The 18,365-nt window shown below is 74.4% G+C and carries 19 protein-coding genes; 7 read left to right on the forward strand and 12 right to left on the reverse strand.

Annotated elements, in window-relative coordinates:
• The first annotated feature begins 447 nt into the window (after positions 1-447).
• A complete protein-coding gene (locus GEV43_RS41035) occupies positions 448-1,233 on the forward strand; it encodes an HAD-IIA family hydrolase (protein ID WP_160825957.1) in 786 nt (261 codons plus the stop codon).
• 156 nt (positions 1,234-1,389) lie between these two features.
• On the opposite strand, the gene GEV43_RS41040 is transcribed toward GEV43_RS41035, so the two are convergent.
• Positions 1,390-1,800, reverse strand: a complete 411-nt coding sequence (locus tag GEV43_RS41040) for an ester cyclase (RefSeq protein ID WP_160825958.1) — start codon at positions 1,798-1,800, stop codon at positions 1,390-1,392.
• 32 nt (positions 1,801-1,832) lie between these two features.
• Positions 1,833-2,585: a TetR/AcrR family transcriptional regulator gene (locus GEV43_RS48705; RefSeq protein ID WP_309240219.1), complete on the reverse strand. Its 753-nt coding sequence runs from the start codon at positions 2,583-2,585 to the stop codon at positions 1,833-1,835.
• A gap of 487 nt (positions 2,586-3,072) precedes the next feature.
• On the opposite strand from GEV43_RS48705, the gene GEV43_RS41050 reads away from it, so the two are divergent.
• Positions 3,073-3,699, forward strand: coding sequence for a YigZ family protein (locus tag GEV43_RS41050; protein ID WP_160825959.1), 627 nt, complete (start codon positions 3,073-3,075; stop codon positions 3,697-3,699).
• 911 nt (positions 3,700-4,610) lie between these two features.
• Here GEV43_RS41050 and GEV43_RS41055 read toward each other — a convergent pair.
• The 3 genes from GEV43_RS41055 to GEV43_RS41065 all read right to left on the reverse strand — a co-directional run bounded on the left by GEV43_RS41055 (position 4,611) and on the right by GEV43_RS41065 (position 7,347).
• Positions 4,611-5,480, reverse strand: a complete 870-nt coding sequence (locus tag GEV43_RS41055; RefSeq protein ID WP_309240220.1) for a helix-turn-helix domain-containing protein — start codon at positions 5,478-5,480, stop codon at positions 4,611-4,613.
• Between the two features lie 119 nt (positions 5,481-5,599).
• Positions 5,600-6,193: a cysteine hydrolase family protein gene (locus tag GEV43_RS41060; protein ID WP_309240221.1), complete on the reverse strand. Its 594-nt coding sequence runs from the start codon at positions 6,191-6,193 to the stop codon at positions 5,600-5,602.
• A 257-nt stretch (positions 6,194-6,450) separates the two neighbouring features.
• Complete coding sequence (locus GEV43_RS41065; protein WP_160825960.1) at positions 6,451-7,347, reverse strand: LysR family transcriptional regulator; 897 nt, start codon at positions 7,345-7,347, stop codon at positions 6,451-6,453.
• Positions 7,348-7,474: 127 nt separating this feature from the next.
• On the opposite strand from GEV43_RS41065, the gene GEV43_RS41070 reads away from it, so the two are divergent.
• Entirely contained in the window at positions 7,475-7,915 is a 441-nt protein-coding gene (locus tag GEV43_RS41070) for a nuclear transport factor 2 family protein (RefSeq protein WP_160825961.1), read from the forward strand.
• A gap of 657 nt (positions 7,916-8,572) precedes the next feature.
• Here the strand turns inward: GEV43_RS41070 and GEV43_RS41075 are convergent.
• Positions 8,573-9,604 (reverse strand): protein phosphatase 2C domain-containing protein, encoded by a 1,032-nt coding sequence (locus GEV43_RS41075; RefSeq protein WP_309240222.1) that lies wholly within the window; start codon positions 9,602-9,604, stop codon positions 8,573-8,575.
• A 152-nt stretch (positions 9,605-9,756) separates the two neighbouring features.
• Entirely contained in the window at positions 9,757-10,317 is a 561-nt protein-coding gene (locus tag GEV43_RS41080; RefSeq protein ID WP_160825962.1) for an ABATE domain-containing protein, read from the reverse strand.
• Positions 10,318-10,407: 90 nt separating this feature from the next.
• On the opposite strand from GEV43_RS41080, the gene GEV43_RS41085 reads away from it, so the two are divergent.
• The 3 genes from GEV43_RS41085 (at position 10,408) to GEV43_RS41095 (ending at position 13,569) form a co-directional block, all read left to right on the forward strand.
• Positions 10,408-11,340: a DMT family transporter gene (locus tag GEV43_RS41085; RefSeq protein WP_160825963.1), complete on the forward strand. Its 933-nt coding sequence runs from the start codon at positions 10,408-10,410 to the stop codon at positions 11,338-11,340.
• Between the two features lie 111 nt (positions 11,341-11,451).
• Positions 11,452-11,607, forward strand: coding sequence for a hypothetical protein (locus GEV43_RS41090; RefSeq protein WP_160825964.1), 156 nt, complete (start codon positions 11,452-11,454; stop codon positions 11,605-11,607).
• Between the two features lie 894 nt (positions 11,608-12,501).
• Positions 12,502-13,569, forward strand: a complete 1,068-nt coding sequence (locus GEV43_RS41095) for a serine hydrolase (protein ID WP_206681614.1) — start codon at positions 12,502-12,504, stop codon at positions 13,567-13,569.
• A gap of 97 nt (positions 13,570-13,666) precedes the next feature.
• On the opposite strand, the gene GEV43_RS41100 is transcribed toward GEV43_RS41095, so the two are convergent.
• The 3 genes from GEV43_RS41100 to GEV43_RS41110 all read right to left on the reverse strand — a co-directional run bounded on the left by GEV43_RS41100 (position 13,667) and on the right by GEV43_RS41110 (position 15,976).
• Complete coding sequence (locus GEV43_RS41100) at positions 13,667-14,569, reverse strand: alpha/beta fold hydrolase (RefSeq protein ID WP_160825965.1); 903 nt, start codon at positions 14,567-14,569, stop codon at positions 13,667-13,669.
• Between the two features lie 91 nt (positions 14,570-14,660).
• The gene (locus GEV43_RS41105; protein WP_160825966.1) at positions 14,661-15,374 is read right to left on the reverse strand and encodes a GAP family protein; all 714 of its coding nucleotides are present in this window, start codon (positions 15,372-15,374) and stop codon (positions 14,661-14,663) included.
• Entirely contained in the window at positions 15,371-15,976 is a 606-nt protein-coding gene (locus GEV43_RS41110; protein ID WP_160825967.1) for a TetR/AcrR family transcriptional regulator, read from the reverse strand. Before GEV43_RS41110 ends, GEV43_RS41105 begins: the two co-directional genes overlap by 4 nt.
• Before the next feature lie 110 nt (positions 15,977-16,086).
• On the opposite strand from GEV43_RS41110, the gene GEV43_RS41115 reads away from it, so the two are divergent.
• Positions 16,087-16,488, forward strand: coding sequence for a TraR/DksA C4-type zinc finger protein (locus GEV43_RS41115; RefSeq protein ID WP_160825968.1), 402 nt, complete (start codon positions 16,087-16,089; stop codon positions 16,486-16,488).
• A 233-nt stretch (positions 16,489-16,721) separates the two neighbouring features.
• On the opposite strand, the gene GEV43_RS41120 is transcribed toward GEV43_RS41115, so the two are convergent.
• A complete protein-coding gene (locus tag GEV43_RS41120) occupies positions 16,722-17,561 on the reverse strand; it encodes a methylated-DNA--[protein]-cysteine S-methyltransferase (RefSeq protein ID WP_160825969.1) in 840 nt (279 codons plus the stop codon).
• Positions 17,558-18,337, reverse strand: a complete 780-nt coding sequence (locus GEV43_RS41125) for an RNA polymerase sigma factor (protein ID WP_241684236.1) — start codon at positions 18,335-18,337, stop codon at positions 17,558-17,560. The genes GEV43_RS41120 and GEV43_RS41125 overlap by 4 nt, the downstream gene beginning before the upstream one ends.
• Between the last annotated feature and the right edge of the window lie 28 nt (positions 18,338-18,365).

Raw genomic sequence — 18,365 nt, forward strand, 5'->3', positions numbered from 1 at the left:
CGCATTCTTGCCCTGCGCCGCGTCCGCCCGGTGGGGTCCGCCTGGTGCGTCCATCCGTGCGGCGCTCCGACGGCGCGCGCTCGGGGTGCGTCCCCGCTGGCCGCGTCCGTCCGGATCCGGTGCGGCGCTCTGGGCCGTCCTGGCGGGACTCTCTTCCGTCTGCGGCGCCCCTGCGCGGGGCGCGCTGCGGGTCCGCTCCGGCACGTTCTGGTGGCGCGTGCTTTCGACGCGTTCCTCGGGTGTGAGGGGGGCACCGCCGGGCCTGCGGGAGCAGGCCGCGAGGCGGGCGCGCGCTCCGGCTGCGTCCCTGCGGTGCGTCCCTGCGGTGCGTCCCTGCGGTGGGTCGCTGCGGTGGGGCGCTGCGGTGGGGCGCTCAGCCGTGCGCGGATGGGGCGGGGCCGGGCGCGCGCGTTCCCGTTGGAGATCGCGACCTGCGACAATGGGGGCATGACGGAGCGCAAGCCGATCGAGTACTGGCTGTCGGACATGGACGGGGTGCTGGTCCACGAGGGCCGGCCCGTCCCCGGCGCCGACGAGTTCATCCGGCGGCTGTCGGCGTCCGGGCGGCCGTTCCTGGTGCTGACCAACAACTCCATCTACACCCGCCGCGACCTGTCGGCGCGGCTGGGCCAGCTCGGCCTGGACGTCCCCGCCGAGGCGATCTGGACCTCCGCGCTCGCGGCGGCGCGGTTCCTGGCCGACCAGCGGCCGGAGGGCACGGCGTACGTGATCGGGGAGGCCGGCCTGACCACCGCGCTGCACGAGGCCGACTACGTGCTGACCGACCTGAACCCCGACTACGTGGTCCTCGGCGAGACCCGCACCTACAGCTTCTCGTCCATCACCCGCGCGATCCGGCTGATCGAACGCGGCGCCCGGTTCGTCGCGACCAACCCCGACCCGATCGGCCCGTCCCCCGAAGGGTCCCTGCCCGCCTGCGGCGCGGTCGCCGCGATGATCACCCGGGCGACCGGCGTGGAACCGTACTTCGTCGGCAAGCCCAACCCGCTGATGATGCGCACCGCGCTCAACCGCGTCGGCGGCCACAGCGAGAGCACCGCCATGATCGGCGACCGCATGGACACCGACATCGTCGCGGGCGTCGAGGCCGGGCTGGAGACGATCCTGGTCCTCAGCGGCGTCACCCGCAAGGACGAGGTCGAACGCTTCCCGTTCCGCCCCTCCCACGTGGTCCCGTCCATCGCCGACGTGATCGACATGATCGACCCCTGACGTCCCGTTCGCCGGTCCTGGTGCTTCCCTCTGTCGGCCGTTCGCCGTCCGTGCGCCCGCGTTCACCGTTCGCGCGATCGCGGGCGGCGCGAGGAACGGACGCCGGAACCGGCCGGGACTTGACGCGCGTTCCGCGAGGGACGGGACCGCGGGCGTTCAGGGCTTGACGGCGCCGAGCGCGGTCATGAGGCCGAGGGCGTCGGACACGACCCAGTACTCGGCGAGCCTTCCGTCGCGGACGCGGAAGATGTCCTGGCCGGTGAACGCGATGGGCGTTCCGGGCGCGGCGGTGGCGCCGGGGATCCCCTCGCGGTACGCGCCGTGGAAGGTCCAGCGGGCCGCGACCATGCCGTCGCCGACGACCGGGCCGACGTCCAGGGTGTTGCGGATGTCGTCGAAGACCGCGTGGGACTGGCGGACCTGCTCGACGAAGCCGTCCGGGCCGTGCACCTCGCGTTCCGGCCAGTGCCCGAGCGCGTCCGGGGCGAGGATCTCGTCCGCGACGGCGAAGTCGCCGTGCCACAGGTCGAACAGCCAACGGCGGTAGAGCGTCTCGATCGGGTTCATGGACCCCATGGTGCGTACGCGTACGCTTAATGTCAAACGCCGGTGCCGTCCGGCCCGGCCATGGCGTCCACCAGCGCGTTCACCAGCGTGGCGAGATCGTCGCGGAACCGGTCGCGGCGGTCGGGCGCCGTCCAGTACGCGCCGAGCGCGGCGAGCGTCGGGTACACGGCCGGATCCGCGGCGGCGGGCACGCTCACCTGACGCTCCACCCGCCCGGCCCCCGGCCCGTCCCCGGAAGCGGGGGCCGTGCCCCCGGCTCCGGCCGCCCGTTCGCGCTCGGGCCCTTTCCCACCCGGCTGGTCCCCGGCGGGCTGCGTGCCACCAGGTTTTCCGTCGCGGGGCTTGTCGGCGGGGGACGCGGCGCGGGCGGTGCGCTGGACGAGGTCGCCGATGATGAGGTTCCAGGCGATGCGGTTGGCGTCGGCGGCCTGCGGGAGGGTGAGGCCGCAGTCGAGCCAGGCGGCGTAGACGTCCTCCAGCAGCCACAGGATGGAAGGGGCCATCAGGTCGCCCTTGGCCAGCACGTCCACGATCCAGGGATGGGCGCCGAGTTCGTCGTGCTGCCAGGTCAGCAGCGCGAGCAGGCGCGCCCGGGGCGGGGCCGGGGGATCGGGGCGGGGCAGCCCGGCCACGACCCGTTCCATCAGCAGCGTGAGCAGCTCGTCCTTGTCGCGTACGTGCCGGTAGATACTCATGGGCGCGCTGCCCAGCGCGTCGGCGACACGGCGCATGGACAGCGCGTCGCCGCCTTCGCGGGTGACGATCTCCAGCGCGGCGTCCACCACCCGTTCACGCGAGAGCCGAGCCGGACGCCCCCGCGTCCCCTTACCCCTCGCGGTACCGCGCGTCGCCTCGCCCTTCCCGGCGCCGCGCGTCTTTTTGTCTCTCCCGGGCGTCCGTTCCCCTCGACCGGCGGGGACATCACGCCCGCCTTGGGCACGCTTCCCGCGTCCGTCGCCGTCGCCGTCGTCGCGGCCGGGACCGTCGCTCTGCGCCTGGTCGTCACCGGGCTGGACGGCGGCGGCAGGGGCCTGGCCGGTGTCCGCGGGGGCGGTCTCGGCGGAGGTGTCGGCGGTGTCGCCGGTGGCGTTCTCGCGGCCGGCGCCGGGGGTGGCGCTTGCGGGACGACGGATTCGTTCACGTTCAGAAGTCTGTCATCGCGCCCCGTACGACCCGCGCCGCGGGCCGCATCCGCCATGCCGCGCCCGCGGGCGCATCCGCCGGGCCGTGCGGACGCCGGTGGCTCGGCGGCCTCTAGACTCGGGGGACACCATGCGCATGATCAAGGAAGCGGGCTCGCGGGAGCTGGAGATCCGCCGGTCCCGGTTCGTCTGCACGCTCGCCCGCGTCCGCGACGAGGCCGAGGCGGTGGAGTTCATCGCGCGGCACCGCAGGGCCCACCGCGACGCGACCCACAACTGCACCGCGTACGTGGTGGGCGAACGCGGCGAGATCACCAAGAGCAGCGACGACGGCGAACCGGCCGGTACCGCGGGCATCCCCATGCTGGAGGTCCTCGTCCGACGCGGCCTGACCGGCGTGGTCGCCGTGGTGACCCGCCACTTCGGCGGGGTGAAGCTCGGCGCGGGCGGCCTGGTGCGCGCGTACGGGCAGGCCGTCGCGGGCGCGGTCGACGCGGTCGGGGTGGTGGAGCTGCGGCCGGTCGTGACGGTGACGGTCGGCCTCGACCACGCGCTGGCCGGCCGGTTCCTGGGCGACCTGCACGGACGCGGCGCGCATCCGTCCGACGTGCGGTACGGGGACGAGGTGCAGGCCGACGTCCCGGTCCCGCTCGCGGACCTGGTGGACTTCGAGGCGTGGGCCGCCGAGGCCACCGCGGGCCGCGCCCGCCTGCGGCGCGGCGCCGCAGGCCACATCGAGATCCCCGTCCAGGAGTGACCGCACCGACAACGCCGTACGAGGGCCGTCGCTCCCCGTGCTCGGCACCGGCAAGGAGGCGGGCGAACGGCAGGACCGGCGCACCGCCCCGGACGGCTCCCTGAGCCTGCTGAAACTGCTGAAACTGCTGGTCTCGATGCCGCACGATGCTGCGCACAAGTCACGGGCGCATGGGCGCATAGGCGCATGGGCGCATAGGCGCATGGGCGCTGCGGGGACGGCCCAGCCGGGACGATCGACCGCAGCGCCGGATACGCCGCCGAGTTGGTGTGGACGGCGCGTTCAAGCGCGTTCGCGCGGAGTGCGCTTGCGCGGAACGCGGAAGGCGATTCCTGAAGCGCTCGCGGGGGAGGCGGCGGCGTTCAGGGGCGCTTATGTGGCGCGTTCGCGCGGAGTGCGGTGTCCCAGCGCGTTCGTGTGGACGGCGGCGTTCAGACGCGTTCGCGTGGCTCGTTTGGCCGGAGTACGGAGGGCGGCGCTCAAGCGCGTTCCGTGAAGTCGGGGATCGGGTGCGTTTACGTGGAGTGCCGGCTCGGGTGGCTGCGGGCGGCGCTGCGGCGATCTGCCGGGGCGTTCCGGCGGACGCGTTGTCGCGAACGGGCCGGGGAGGGCGGTTGCTTGGGTACGCGGCGGCGAGCGCTGCGGGGGCGATGGTGGTCTGCCAGGTCGTTCTGGCAGGCGCGTTGTCGCGAACGCGTTCTTGGGCGCCGTGCCCGATGGGCCGTACGGCGGTGAGGGCCTGAAGGGACGACGGTGGCCGTTCGAACGGTGAAGGCGCGGGAAGCCGGGCGGCTCCAAGGTCGTCCGCGCGGGCGGGATGGCGCGGTGGAGATCGACGGCGGCGGTGGGAAGGTCCGGGTCTTCGTCTTCGACGTCGGCTGCGTGAGGCGGGGGTCAGCCGGAAGCCGGGGTCAGGTGGAAGCGGCGAGGACGACGGAGTCGGCGGTGGCGGCGGGTGCGGCGGTCGGGGCGGCGGGGATACGGGAACGGAGGCGGAGGCGGCGGAGCATTCGGGCGTCGGTGAAGCCGACGGCGTGGGCGGCGGCCTCGACGGTGGTGCCTTGGCCGATGAGGCGCTCGGCGTGTTCGAGGCGGAGCTCCTGCTGGTAGCGCAGGGGGGTGAGGCCGGTCGCGGCGGTGAACCTGCGGGTCAGGGTTCGTTCGCTGACGCCCGCGGCGGCGGCCAGGTCGGTGAGCCGCAGCGGGGAGGTGTAGCGGGCGTCGATGAGGTCCTGGGCGCGGTGGACGGCGTCGCTGAGGTGCGCGCGGTGACGCAGCATCGCCCCGGCCTGCGGCGCGTCGCCGTTGCGGCGGGCGTAGACGACCATGGCGCGGGCGGTGCGGGCGGCGGTCGCGGGTCCGTGCCGGGCGGCCACCAGGTGCAGCGCGAGATCGATGCCGCTGGCGATGCCCGCCGAGGTGACCACACGGTCGTCGGTGACGTACAGGACGTCGCGTACGACGGTGGCGCTGCGGTGGTGGCGCGCCAGGTCGTCCTGGAGTTCGTGGTGGGTGGTGCAGCGGCGGCCGTCCAGCAGCCCGGCCTGGCCGAGGGCGAACGCGCCGGCGCAGACGCTCGCGACCAGGCCGCCCGCCGCGTGGTGCGCGGCGATGCGGCGGGCGGTGGCCGGGGCGACGACGGGGCGGGCGGGTGCCCGGGGGCTCGCCGCCAGCCGGGGACCACGACGATGTCGCCGGCGCCGAGCGCGGGCCAGTGCGTGGAGGCCCGCAGGGTCAGGCCCTGCGCGCTCGGCACGTCCGCCCGCTCGGACACGTGGCACAGCTCGTACGGGTGGCCGAGCCCGGCGGCCGTGGAGAACACCTGGGCGGGCCCCGCCAGGTCGAGCAGGTGCACGCCGGGGACGAGCGCGAAGACGATGCGGGTCACGATCCGGTCAGCCTACCGGCCTCCGCGCGGGCGCCAGGTCGTCCACCGACGCGAGCGTCGCGAACCGTCCGGCCAGGGCGTACTCGGTGCGGTCGATGACCGCCCGACCGGCAGGGTGCGGGGGTCGGCGAGGACCTCGGCGAGGGGCCGGTCCGGCGGGGCGTCGCGGTGCGGGATCGGGAACGTCGCGGTCGCGTCCGTCACGAACGTCACCTGGAACCCGAGGTCGGCGGCCAGCCGCGCGGTGGTCTCGCAGCACTGCTCGGTCTGGATCCCGCAGATCACGACCTCCCGGACGCCGGCGGCGGTGAGCGTGCGGTGCAGCGAGGTGGTGGTGAACGCGTTGCGGGAGGTCTTGACCAGGACGGGTTCGCCGTCGGCGGGGTCCAGGCCGTCTATGAGCCGCACGTGCCCGAGCGGCGGGTCGAACGGGGTGCCCGACCCGGGCTCGGCGTGCAGGACCCACACGACCAGGTCCCCGGCGGCGCGCGCGGCGTCCACCAGCCGCGCCGCCTTGTCCGCGACGCCGGGGTCCGACACCGCCTCCCAGGCCGGGCGGCGCCGGAACGACTCCTGGACGTCGATGACGAGAAGTGCTCTGTCCATGACCCGATCGTGCCGTCCCGGACCGCTCGCGGGCAGACACGATCGCGCCTCCTCCCGGACCGATCCGGTCACATTTTGGAGGCTTCGTCCCTCCGGGGCGGGGCGGCCGCTGGGCCGGGACCCCACGCCGGACCCCACGCCGGGGCCCACGCCGGGACCCACGCCGCGTCCCGTCGCGTCCCCGTCGCGTGCCGCCGTGTGCGCCGTCTCGCACCGTGTGCGCCGGGGCCGGCTGTGCTCGCCGCGCGGGCCGTTCGTCAGCGCTTCTCTTGGGGGTCGCCGTTGATCCAGTCCCAGCCGGTGATCGTGGTGCGCATCAGCCGGGCGGCGGTCGACAGGTGGCTGTCGGCGCCCCAGTACAGGGTGACCGTGCGGCGGCAGTCGGGGCTGTCGACGGACATCCAGGCGACGGGGGCGCGCGTGGCGCTGCGGCGCGCGAAGGCGGGCACGAGGCCGATGCCGAGTCCAGCGCTGATCAGGTCGGCGATGGAGCTGTGCTCGTCGCTCTCGCAGACGATCCTCGGGGTGAGCCCGCGGGCGGCGAAGAGCCGTTCGAGCAGCCGCCGCGCCCAGTGCCCCTTGCGGGCGGTGACGAACGGCTGGTCGGCCAGCTCGTCGATGGTCACGGACGTACGGCCCGCGAGCGGGTGGTCCAGGGGCGTGCACGCCCCCACCGCCTCGTCGAACAGCCGCGCGGACGCCAGCCCCTCCGCGTGGATCGGCTGCGAGGCGACGCACAGGTCCACCTCCTGCGCGCGCAGGCGGCGGGCCATGTCCTCCGGCGGCGACCACTGGAGCTCGGTGTCGACGGTGGGGTGGGCGCGCTTGTAGGCGGCCAGCGGCCCGGTGAGGGTCAGGAAGGTCTCCGACGCCAGCCGAACCGTGCCAAGGCCCCGGCTGGTGGACTCGGCGACGGCGCGCCGTCCCGCGTCGAGCTCGCCGAGGGCGCGTTCGACGTGCTCGCGGAAGATCCTGCCCGTGTCGTTCAGCCGGAGCCGCCCGCCCCGGTCGAACAGCGGCACGCCCAGCTCGCCCTCCAGCCGCGCGATGGTACGGCTCAGCGACGGCTGGGCGATGTGCAGCTCCTCGGCCGCCCGGCTGAGGTGCTCCAGCCGCGCCACCACGAGGAACTGCTTGAGCGAGTTCAGATCCATGACGGCCCATGCCCCCACGCGCATAACCGGATAGCGATAGTGGTCTTGGACAAGATAACCGACGAGCCATAGTGTCGGGCGCGTGAGAAGCCAGGGTTCCGCTGGGGAAGGGCAGGCAGGGATGGCGATGCCCACGCAACGCGAGACGGACGAAGCCGAGATCCGCCGGCAGGTCGACAAGATCATCGAAGGTATCCGGGCCAAGGACCTCGACGGCCTGCGGCAGGCGTACGCACCGGACGTGGTGTCGTTCGACGTCGAGCCCCCGCTCCAGCACGTGGGCATAGACGCAAAGCTCAAGAACTGGTCGAACGTCTTCGCGTTCTTCGAGGAGGTGTCCTACGAGCTCCGCGACCTGGTCCTCACCGTCGGCGACACCGTGGCGTTCGGGCACGCCTTCGGCCGTCTCAGCGGCACCCTGAAGGACGGGCCGGCGACGAACGGCATGTGGGTCAGGGCCACGTTCGGCTTCCGCAAGACCGACGGCACCTGGCTGGTCACCCACGACCAGGTCTCGGTGCCGTTCGACATCACCACCGGCAAGGGCGTAACCGACCTCCACCCTTGACTTTGTCCCCCGGGGGAGCGTCTCCCAGGGAACGTTTCCCTGGGAGCGCCTCGTCCTGGTGCGTTGGTACGTTGGTGCGCGGGGGTGCTGGTGCGCGCCGGTGCGCTGGGGACTGGGGTGCGCCGCGCGCCCGTTCGCGCGCTGTGTGCCGCTCGCAACGCGTCGGCTCGCAATGCGTCGGCTCGCAATGCGTCGCGCGTTTGTGCGCGCCGAGCCGGATCTCCGCAGGTGTCTGTACGGCCGCGGGTGTCCGTGCGTCCGCGCGGAGTGCAGCGTGCGGGGGTGGTGCACGTGCGCGGTTGGGTTGCGCTGCGGGCGCGTTCGTCCGCGCTGTGCCGCGCGTCGTGCGGGTGCGGTGTACGAGTGTGTTGCGTCGCGTCGCGCATTCGTGTGTGCCGAGCTGTGCGTCCACGCGTCCATGTGGGCGCGGGGTACGAGTGCGCTGCATTGCTCGCGCGTCCGTTCGCGCGGGCCTGCGTGTTCGCCCGCGCGTTACTCCACGTCGGTGCGTTCGCGCGGGTATGGAGTGCGGGTGCGCCGCTACGTTGGGCCGCGCGCGTTCGTGCTGCGTTGCGCGTCCACGCCTTCATGGGGCCGTGCGTCCGTACGGGTACGGCGTGCGTGGCGTGCGGGGGCGGCGTTGTGTCGGGCGTTCGCTCAACATGTTCGGGGGACGGCGCGGGGGCCGAACGGGCCAGACACGTCGCGGGCCATCGGCGCGGGGACGGCGATGAGCAACGCGGTGACGTTGTCGTGGCCGCCCGCGTCGAGTGCATGCGCCACCAGTGCTCGCGCCTCGTCCAGAAGTCCGCCTCCGTCCAGAAGCTCGCCTCCGTCCGGGATCCCGGCGTCGTCCGGGTGCGAGGCCCCGTCCGGTCGGGCATCGCCCAGTGGGGAGCTGGCCAGTCGGGAGCCGTCCAGCCGCGTACGGTCTGCGAGGTCGTCGCTTTGCCGGACGTTGGGCGGACGGCTGGCGGGCGGCTGGATGTCGGAGAGCCGGGCAGTGGTCGCGCGAATGGCGGAGGGGTGCGGGGTGAGGTGGACGCGCAGGGAGTCGGGGTCGGGCAGGTAGCGCCACAGACCGTCGGTGCACAGCAGTAGGCGGCCTGGTCCGGGCGGACGGTAGCTGCGGATGTGCGGTTCGGGTTCGGGGGCGTCGGCGCCGAGCCAGGCGGCGAGGGCGTCGTGTTCGCCGGTGTCGTCCTCGGTGAGCGCCATGCCGGGGCCGTGGTCGGGGAGCCAGTAGGCGCGGCTGTCGCCGACCGAGCCGCACCAGAGGCCCTGCGGTCCGGCGGTCGCGGCGACGTAGGTGCAGGCCGGTGCCGCGTCGACGGACGCGGCGAGGGCGGCGACCGCGCGTCCGGCGCGGACCGCGGCACGGTGGTGGGCGTCCTCGGGGAGCGCTCCCGCCTCCAGTCGCGCGGCGAGGGTGGCCGCGCCGGTCTGCGCGGCGACCCGGGCGGCCCGTTCGGAACGGGGGGACATGGACACGCCGTCGCAGACCACGCCGATCGTCCAGGGACCGGCCGTGACCAGCGCCATCGCGTCGGCGTTGACGGCGCGCCGCAGGCCGCGGTCGCTGACGGCCGCCGCGCCCGGGCCGGCGGTGGCCTCCACGTGCGCGCGGAACGACGGCTGCGCGGTGCCGCAGTCCCAGCAATGGCCGTCGGGGCGACGGTCCCGCCGCACGCGCCGCAGCCCGGCGTCGCGGACATCCCGCCAGGATAGGGGCGAACAGAGCCGTTCACGAGGCTCGCCGACCGGTCGATCGCGACGAGGGCCTGGGGGCGGCGTGGACGCGGGCGGCGGGGAGACGGACGCGGCGGCGGGGGAGGCGGGGGTCAGTGGGTGGGGGTGCGGTGGCGGGCGCGGAAGGCGGCGGCCTTGGCGCGGTTGCCGCATTCGCGCATGTCGCACCAGCGGCGGGAACGGCGGCGTGAGGTGTCGAGGTAGACGCGGGTGCAGGTGGGGGCCTCGCACTCCTTGAGGGCGGCGGCGGACGGGCCGCCGAGCAGGTCGACGGCGGAACGCGCCACGGCCGCGAGGGCGGAGGCCAGGTCGCCGGCGCGTTCGGCGGTGTCGGGGCCGTCGGAGGTGGGGGCGAGGCGGGGGACGGGCGGGGCGTCCGCGGCGGATTCGTTGATCAGGTCGCGGTCGCCGGGGGCGGGCGGGGCGCCGTGCAGGGCGGCGGTGGCCGAACGGTAGATCGCCTCGCGCAGCTCGACGGCTCGGGCGAGGCCGGCGTCGTCGGCGGGCGGGGCCGTGGTCAGCAGGCCCGCCTCGACGGTCCAGCGGGCGAGGTCGGCGGGAGCTACGAGGAGGTCGACGCGGTCGAGCCTCCGGTGCTTGACGGTCCCCGCGAAGTCGAGGGCGAGGGCCCCGCTGACGAAGGTGAAGCTCATGAAACCCATGGTAACCGTCTTGACAGGTTATGCGGCCGGTTCGCAGACTGGATAACCGGCTTCGACGGTTATCCGGGGTAGGGGTGCTTCATGGCGCTGGACGCCGAACGCGAGATCCACAGCAAGATCACGCGTGAACCCGGTTCACGGCCGTCGCGGCTGTTGCGGCGCTTGCCGGCGGCGTCCGGCGCGGCGGTGCCCGGGGTGTTCGTGGTGCTGTGGAGCAGCGCGTTCATCGCCGGGGTGATCGGAGTGGACGCAGCGCCTCCGCTGCTGCTGATGTTCTCGCGGTTCGCCGCGGCCGGTCTGCTGCTGGCGGCGTTCGCCCGGGCGGTACGGGCGCCGTGGCCGCGCGGGCGCACGCTCGCCCACGTGGCGGTGTCGGGACTGCTGGTCCAGGCCGTGCAGTTCGGCGCCCTCTACAGCGCGCTCGGCATGGGCCTGCCCGCCGCGGTCGTCGCGCTGGTCCAGGGCCTGAACCCGGTGGTGATCGCCGTCCTCGCCGCCCGCCTGCTGGGGGAGCGGGTGAACGGGCGGCAGTGGGTCGGGTTCGGCCTCGGCGCCGCGGGCGTCCTGCTGGCGGTCGCGGACCGCGTGGCGTTCTCCCCCTGGGGCGTGGTGCTGTGCGCGATCGGGCTGCTCGGACTGAGCCTGGGCACGCTCTACCAGAAGCGGTTCGTCCCGGAGATGGACGTGCGGAGCGGGACGGCGGTGCAGTTCCTGGTGGCCGCGCCGCCGCTCGGCCTGCTGGCGCTGCTGCTGGAGACGCCGCGCGTGTCGGACTGGGGCGCGTTCGGCGGCTCCCTAGGATGGATGGTCGCGGTGAACTCGATCGGCGCGTTCGTCCTGCTGAACACCATGCTGCGGCGCTCGTCGGCCAGCCGCGTCAGCACCCTGTTCTTCCTGACCCCCTCGGTCACCGCCCTCATGGCGTTCGCCCTGGTCGGGCAGGCGCTGCACCCGCTGGCGCTGATGGGTTTGGTGCTCGGCGCCGCCGGCGTCCTCCTCGCCAACCGCCGCTGACGCCGACCATCGCTTACGCCGACCGCCTTCCTGACGCCGGCCGGCCCTGGTGCCGAGTGTGCTGGCTGATGCCATGCCTTCGGTGCCCAGTCCCTGACGCAGCGGAGGCTGATGCCAAGGGTGCTGACGCTGAGGGTGCTGACGCTGAGGGTGCTGATGGTGAGGGTGCTGATGGTGAGGGTGCTGATGGTGAGGGTGCTGATGGTGAGGGTGCTGATGGTGAGGGTGCTGATGGTGAGGGCGCGCCAGCGGGAGGGATCTTGGTGAATGTTGGTGGTGAGGGGGTGGCGCACCGGCCGCGCACGAGCCGTGGAACGGTGCTGAGGCCGTTGCCTCTCCACCGCCGGTAGCGGCATCGACGGTCGGCGGTCAGGTGCGGGGCCGCTGCCGCTGCCGGTGTCGGTGTTGGCGGTCGGGGGCGAGGGCGTTGCGCGCGTTTCGTACGGCCCCTCGGAGGCTTTCGCGAGCAGCCGCCTGGCTTGATGTTGGGGCGGGGCGGGTATGTCGGGCGCCGTGTTCGTTCGGGTCCCTCGTGGAGGGGACGGGGGGATCACGCGCGGCGGGGACGCGGCGGCGAGCCGTTCGCGATCACGATAGGACGCGGTTTCCGTCGCGTCGTTCATCGGGAGGTTCCATGGGCCGGACGTTTCGCATCGCCGCCGCGGGGATGGTGGCCGGGCCGGCGTTCCTGACGTGCGGGCCGCAGGCGATCGCGGCCCCGTCCGTTCCGGCCGCGCCCTCTGCATCGGCCCCGCCCTCTGCAGCGTCTGCACCGTCTGCGCTGGCCGCCCCGTCTGCACCGGCCGGCTCGCCCGCCCCGGCCATCCGGTCCATCCGGTCCACCCGGCCCGCGCTGTCCGCCCCGCCGTCTGTCTTGCTCGCTCCGTCCGCACGGCTCGTACTGTCAGCCCTGCCTGCTTCGGTCAAACCGTCTGCCCTGTCCGAACGGCCTGCGCCGTCTGCGCCGTCTGGCCTGGCCGTCCTGCCCGCGCCGTTCGCTCCGGTGGTCCGTCCTGCTCGGCCTGCGTCGTTCGCTCCGGTCCGCGTGCCCGCTCGGCCCGCGCCGGTCGCCCGGGTCGCGTTGCCCGAGCTGTCCGAGCTGTCCGCAGGGCCCGCTCCTGCCGGGGAGGTCGGGGCGGGGGATCGTTGTCGGGGGATCCTGTGCATTGGCCGGTTCAGGAGTATCTGGAACGGACGTTGCCGAAGGGGCCCGGCGGTAGTGTCGCGGCGGCTCGGGGTGGGCGGCTGGTGCATTGCGCGGGCTTCGGCTGGGCCGATCGGGAGCGCAGGATCCCCGCCGGGTGCGACACCGCGTACGACATCATGTCGATGACCAAGCAGTTCACCGCCGCCGCGGTCATGAAGCTGGAACTGATGGGACGGCTGCGGACCGGCGACCGCATGGGCCGGTACCTCGGGCCGGTGCCGGCCGACAAGCGCCGGATCACGCTGCACCACCTGCTGACGCACACCTCCGGGCTGGAGGACGTCGGCGACGACTACGACCCCGTCTCCCGCGACGCCATGCTGCGGGCCGCGCTCGGGTCCCGGCCGGCCTCGGTCCCGGGCGCGGAGATGCGCTACTCCAACCTCGGATACAGCGTGCTGGCCGCGATCGTGGAGAAGGTGTCCGGGATGCCGTACGAACGGTTCCTGCGCCGTCACCTGTTCGGGCCCGCGGGGATGGCGCACACCGGGTACGTGCTTCCGCGCTGGCGGCGGGGGCAGGTCGCGGTCGAGTACGACTCTCGCGGACGGCGGATGGGCCGGCCCTTCGAGCACCCGTGGGCCGCCGACGGGCCGTACTGGTACCTGCGCGGCAACGGCGGGCTGCTGTCCACCCCGCGCGACATGTACCGCTGGCACCGCGCGCTGAACGGCGACGCCGTCCTCCCGGCCGCCGCGAAGAGGAAGATGTTCACCCCGTACGCCGTCGCCGGCGAGGGGCCCGAGGGCAAGCTCTACTACGGGTACGGCTGGGGCGTGCTGCCGCGCTCGGAGCTCGGCCGGGTGGTGGAGCACGACGGCGGCAACGACTGGTCGTTCGGGAGTACGCGCGGTTCCTCGACCGGGGCGTCATGGTCTTCTGGATCACCAACGAGGCCACCCGGGAGGGCCGCTGGGACCTCCCGGAGATCAACCGCGAGCTCACCTTCGGCATCGCCCGCCGCGCCGCCACCGGATGACGCGCCGCGAGCCTCGCGACGCGCCGCAAGGCTCGTTCGGTAGCGGGCGGCGCCGTCCCCGCCGTATGCCGCGGTCCCCGTAACGTAACTACCGCGGGCTTCGCCGCGCACGCGGGTGCCGCCGCGTGGCGCGGGGTTCGCTACGTGGCGGTGGGGGAGGCGGTGGAGTCGGTGGGGTCGGTGGTGAGGAAGGTCAGCAGGGCGTCGGCCAGTTCGTGCGGGGACTCCTCGCTCATGTGGTGTCCGCTGTCGATCGCGTGGCCGGTGAGGCGGTCGGCCCAGGGGCGCCAGACGCCGAGGACGTCGTCGTCGTACAGTTCGGCCAGGTCGTCGCGTACGCCCCACAGGACCAGCAGCGGAGCGGAGATCCGGCGGCCGGCGGTGCGGTCGGCGTCGTCGGCGGCGCGGTCCGGGCCCAGGCCCGCGCGGTAGTCCTCGCACATCGCGTGCTGGACGGCCGGGTCGTGGACGGCGCGCAGGGCGTCGGCGTGGTTCCCGGCGCCCATGCGCTCGGGGTCCAGGCCGTACCAGGCGTCCACGTCGGCGGCGATGAGGCGTTCGGCGAGCGGGGCGTCCTGGCCCATGAAGAACCAGTGGTACCAGGCTTGGGCGAAGCGGGCGTCGCAGCGGGCCAGCGCCTCGCCGATCGGGACGTCGCCCAGCACGACGACGCGTTCGACGGCGCCGGGATGGTCGAGGGCCAGGCGCTGGACGGCGTAGCCGCCGCGGTCGTGCCCGACCGGGACGAACCGCTCGTGGCCGAGGGCCCGCATCAGGCCGACCAGGTCGCCGGCCATCGCGCGCTTGCTCGCCTGCGAGTGGTCGGGACGGTCGGGCGGCGCGGTGGAGCCGCCGTACCCGCGCAGGTCCGGGCAGACGACGGTGTACCCGGCGTCGGCGAGCAGAGGCGCCACCCGGTGCCAGGTGGTGTGCGTCCGCGGATGCCCGTGGACGAGCAGCACGGCCGGCCCGGACCCGCCGTGCCGTACCCGCAGGCGGACGTCGCCGACCTCGATGTGCTCCAGCGCGAATCCCTCGAACATGCCCGCCGGGCTACCCGCTGATCGTCCGCGCAACCGCCGTCCCGGACCGGGGACGCCGTCCGGGGGGATGCCGTCTGGTGTTGCTTCGGCTTCAGTGTTCCAGGAGGAGGCCGGCCGCGGCGTTCAGGGTCACGGAGATGCCGATGCCGCCCACGGTCCACCCCAGGGCCCGCGGGGTGTTGCGGGTCAGCCAGTCGTTGATCCGCCGCAGCGGCGGTTCCACCATCCGGTGGGCGGTCAGGCGTACGACGGCCAGTACGGCGGCGGGCAGGGTCATCACCAGGCAGTATGCGGCGAGCGTGGCGCCGGTCAGGCGCCAGCCGAGGTCGGCGTCGGCGATCAGGCCCACGGCCGCCAGGTAGGGCAGCATCGTGGCCGCCTCCAGCAGGGCCGCCAGCAGCGCCAGGCTCATCAGCGCCCCGGTGCCGCCGCTGCCCGACATCGTTTGCGCCCGCCACCGCTGGACCCTGCCCTCGGCGCCCTCCCGGCGGCGGGCGCGGGCCTCCAGTCGGTAGCTCAACGCGATGATCGCGATGCCGAGGGCGAGCTGCCCCGACTTCAGCACCGAGGGCGGAACGGCCGCGGCGGCCGTCCGCGCGGCGTTCAGCACCGGCTCGGCGCCCAGCGCCAGCAGCGCCCCCGCGCAGAAGTAGAACGCGGCGACCACCGCCAGGTACGCGGCGATGCGGCCGGGGCGCAGCCGTCCGGGGGCCAGCAGCAGCCAGACGGGGATCAGCAGGGTGCCGAAGCTGGTGCTGTCCACCAGCGCGAGCCCGGCCAGGACCAGTGCGAGCGCCGGGGTCACGTCGGCGCCCGCTCGCCGAACAGCCGCGCGATGTACGCGCCGAGCGCCGCGCGGATGTCGGCGGTGCCGTAGCCGGTACCGGTCGTGGCGTGGTGCAGGCACAGCCCGTCGGTGAACGCGATCAGCGCCGCGGCCTCCCGTTCGGGGTCGAGGCCGGAGGGCAGCTCGCCCGTACGCCGGGCGGCGGTCAGGGCTTCGACGATGCCGTTCATCAGGTCGGCGGTGGCGGCCCCGTGGATGGCGGCCATCTCGGGGTTGGTGAGCGATGCCTGGAGGAAGTTCAGCCAGACGCGGAGCTCTCGTTCGCGTTCCTCGTCCAGCGGGAGGAACGTCTCCATCAGCCGGGTCACGATGCCGCGCACGGGCACGGCGAGCGGCACGCTGCGGGCGCGTTCTGTGGCCCGCCGGTAGATGTGCTCGATCCCGAAGACCAGCAGTTCGTCCTTGGAACGGAAGTACCGCTGCACCAGACCCACCGACACCTGCGCCGCCGCCGCGACGTCGGCGAGCGTGGTGCGGCCGAGCCCGCGCTCGGCAAGAGTGCTCACCAGCGCCTCGGCGATCTGCTGGCGACGCGTGTCCGGATCGGCATGCCGTGTCATGAAAAAATAGTACCGCGATATTTTTTGCTCGCGGCGTGAACGTCCGGTGCCGGGGGCCCGAAAGGGGTGGTGAGGGAATGGGCGGCGGGTGGCGGGCCGTTCGGATGGTCATGGACGAGGGGCACGCCGCGGGCGGGGAGGACAACGCCGACGTGCGGGCGGTCCTGGACGCCGAGCGCGAGCGCGTCCGGACGCGGATCGCGGCGCTGGCGCGGGACCGGGCCGGGATCGTCGAATCGGCGTCGCTGGTCGCGGTGGACGACGAGCATGACCCCGAGGGCGTGACGCTCGGATTCGAGCGGGCGCACGTGGAGGGACTGCTGGACGCGGCCCGCCGGCGCCTGGCCGAGCTGGACCGCGCGGTCGAACGGCTCGACGCCGGCGCCTACGGAGTGTGCGCGGCGTGCGGGGGCCCGATCGGGGCGGGACGGCTGGAGGCCCGCCCCGGAACGTCCCGGTGCATCGCCTGCGCCTCGGCCTCCTCCCGTTCAGGCCCCGACCGCCGCCGCTGACCCGACCCTCCTGATCTGGGCCGTCGCTGCCCGCCCAGTTTCTGCTCGCCCGTTACTGCCCGCGTCGTCGCTGGCTGGACCGTTGCTGGACGCCGGGGCCCGCCTGGTCCTGGTACTGGTCCTTGAGCCGGACGTCGCGCGGGCCCCTGGGCGGGGTTGGCTTCGGCCGTTAGCCGTCGGCCAACGGCCCGTTCAGCCGTTCAGCCGTCCGGGTGGTCGGCCGTTCTGGTGGGTTAGGCGGACTGGGGGAGGGCGGGGCGGCAGTGTTCGCAGGGGCGGTAGCCGGCGGCCTCGGCGGCGGCGACGGTGCGGAACCCGTGCCGGTGCGCCGGGGTGATCCGGCGGGCGTCGACGCAGGTGGGGTAGCAGACGATGCCGGTGGTGTCGCTGCCGATGAAGAACACGCCCTGGCGGGCGAGGTCGGCGACGCCGTCCAGGTCGACGTTCTCGGCGCGCAGGAGCCGTTCCTTGGCCGGGGCGCCGAACACGTACTGCCCCGGCGTCCCGTCGGAACGGGTGACGCGGTGGCAGGGGATCAGCAGCGGCACCGGGTTGCGGCCGAGCGCCGACCCGGCCGCGCGGACGGCCTTGGGGTTGCCGGCCTGCCGGGCGACCCACGCGTACGGGCGGGTCTGCCCGCGCGGGATCGTCGCGGTGGCGCGCAGGACGGCGGCCTCGAACGGGCTGAGTCCGCGCAGGTCCAGACGCAGCCCGCCCAGCCGGCCGTTGCGCAGCGCGGGCAGGAGCCCGGCGGGCAGGCGGTCGGAGGGCAGCAGCGGCCGGGCGAACCGTTCGCGGAACGCCGCGGCGAACTCCCGCTCGTCCAGGCCCGCGCGGACGAACGCGACGCCCTGGTCGGTGTAGGCGACCTGAAGGTCGGACAGCGCGTCGTCCTCGTCCGGGCCGGTGAGCGGGCCGGGCACGTGGACGCGGCGGGCGGCGATGCGGTCCAGCAGCGTGGCGGGCGCGTCGGCGGCCAGCCCGGCGAGTCCCGCGGGCAGGTCGTCGAACGCGCCGGGGCCGCCGTCGCGGTCCTGGTCCTGGGGCCCGGTGGGCGGGTCGGTGCGTGTCATGAGGTGCCCCCTTGCGCGGCGTGGAGCGCCCGGAGCCGGGCCAGGCCCCGGGAGATGTGGGATTTGACGGTGCCCTGCGGCACGCCCATCACGGTGGCGATCTCGGCGACGGGCAGGTCGGCGACATGGCGGAGGACGACCGCGGCGCGCTGGGACTCCGGCAGCGCCCCCAGCAGACCGGCCAGTTCGCGGCCGGTCTCGTGCCGGGCGGCGGTGTCCTCGACGGCCTCGCCGGGGGCGAGGGGGTCGGGGGCGTCCTCCAGCGGGCCCGGCGGCGGGCGGCGGGCCGCGGTGCGCAGGCTGTTGCGCCACACGTTGGTGACGATGGTCAGCAGCCACGCGCGGGGCTTGAGGGACGCGATCCGGTCCGGCCCGTACCCGCACAGGGCGCGGTAGGCGCGCAGGAACGCCTCGGCGGCCAGGTCCTCGGCCTCGGCCCAGCGGCCCGTCAGCCGCAGCGCGGTGGAGAACACCGCGTTCCGGTACGCCTCGTACAGCGCGGCGAACCCGCCGTCCAGGTCGTCGGCGAGCGCCGCCAGGACCGCCTCGGTGACCGCCGCCGCGCCGTCCGTCCGGCCGTCCGCCCCGCCGGCCGGCTGGTCTACGGTGCCGGCCCCCGCCTGCGCGTCGTCTCCGGTCGCCGCGCGGGCCTCACCGTTCGCGGTGCCGGGGCGCGGAGCGGGGCGCGGGCCGCCGGGGGCGGCCGTGCGGGCGCCGTCGGGGGTCCGGCCGCCGTGCTGGGTCGTTCGTCCGTCGTAGCCGTCACATCCCCTCAACCCCGTGGCGTCCCGCCTGGTTGCACCC

The organism is Actinomadura sp. J1-007 (assembly GCF_009793335.1).
Taxonomy (GTDB): Bacteria; Actinomycetota; Actinomycetes; order Streptosporangiales; family Streptosporangiaceae; genus Spirillospora; species Spirillospora yumaensis.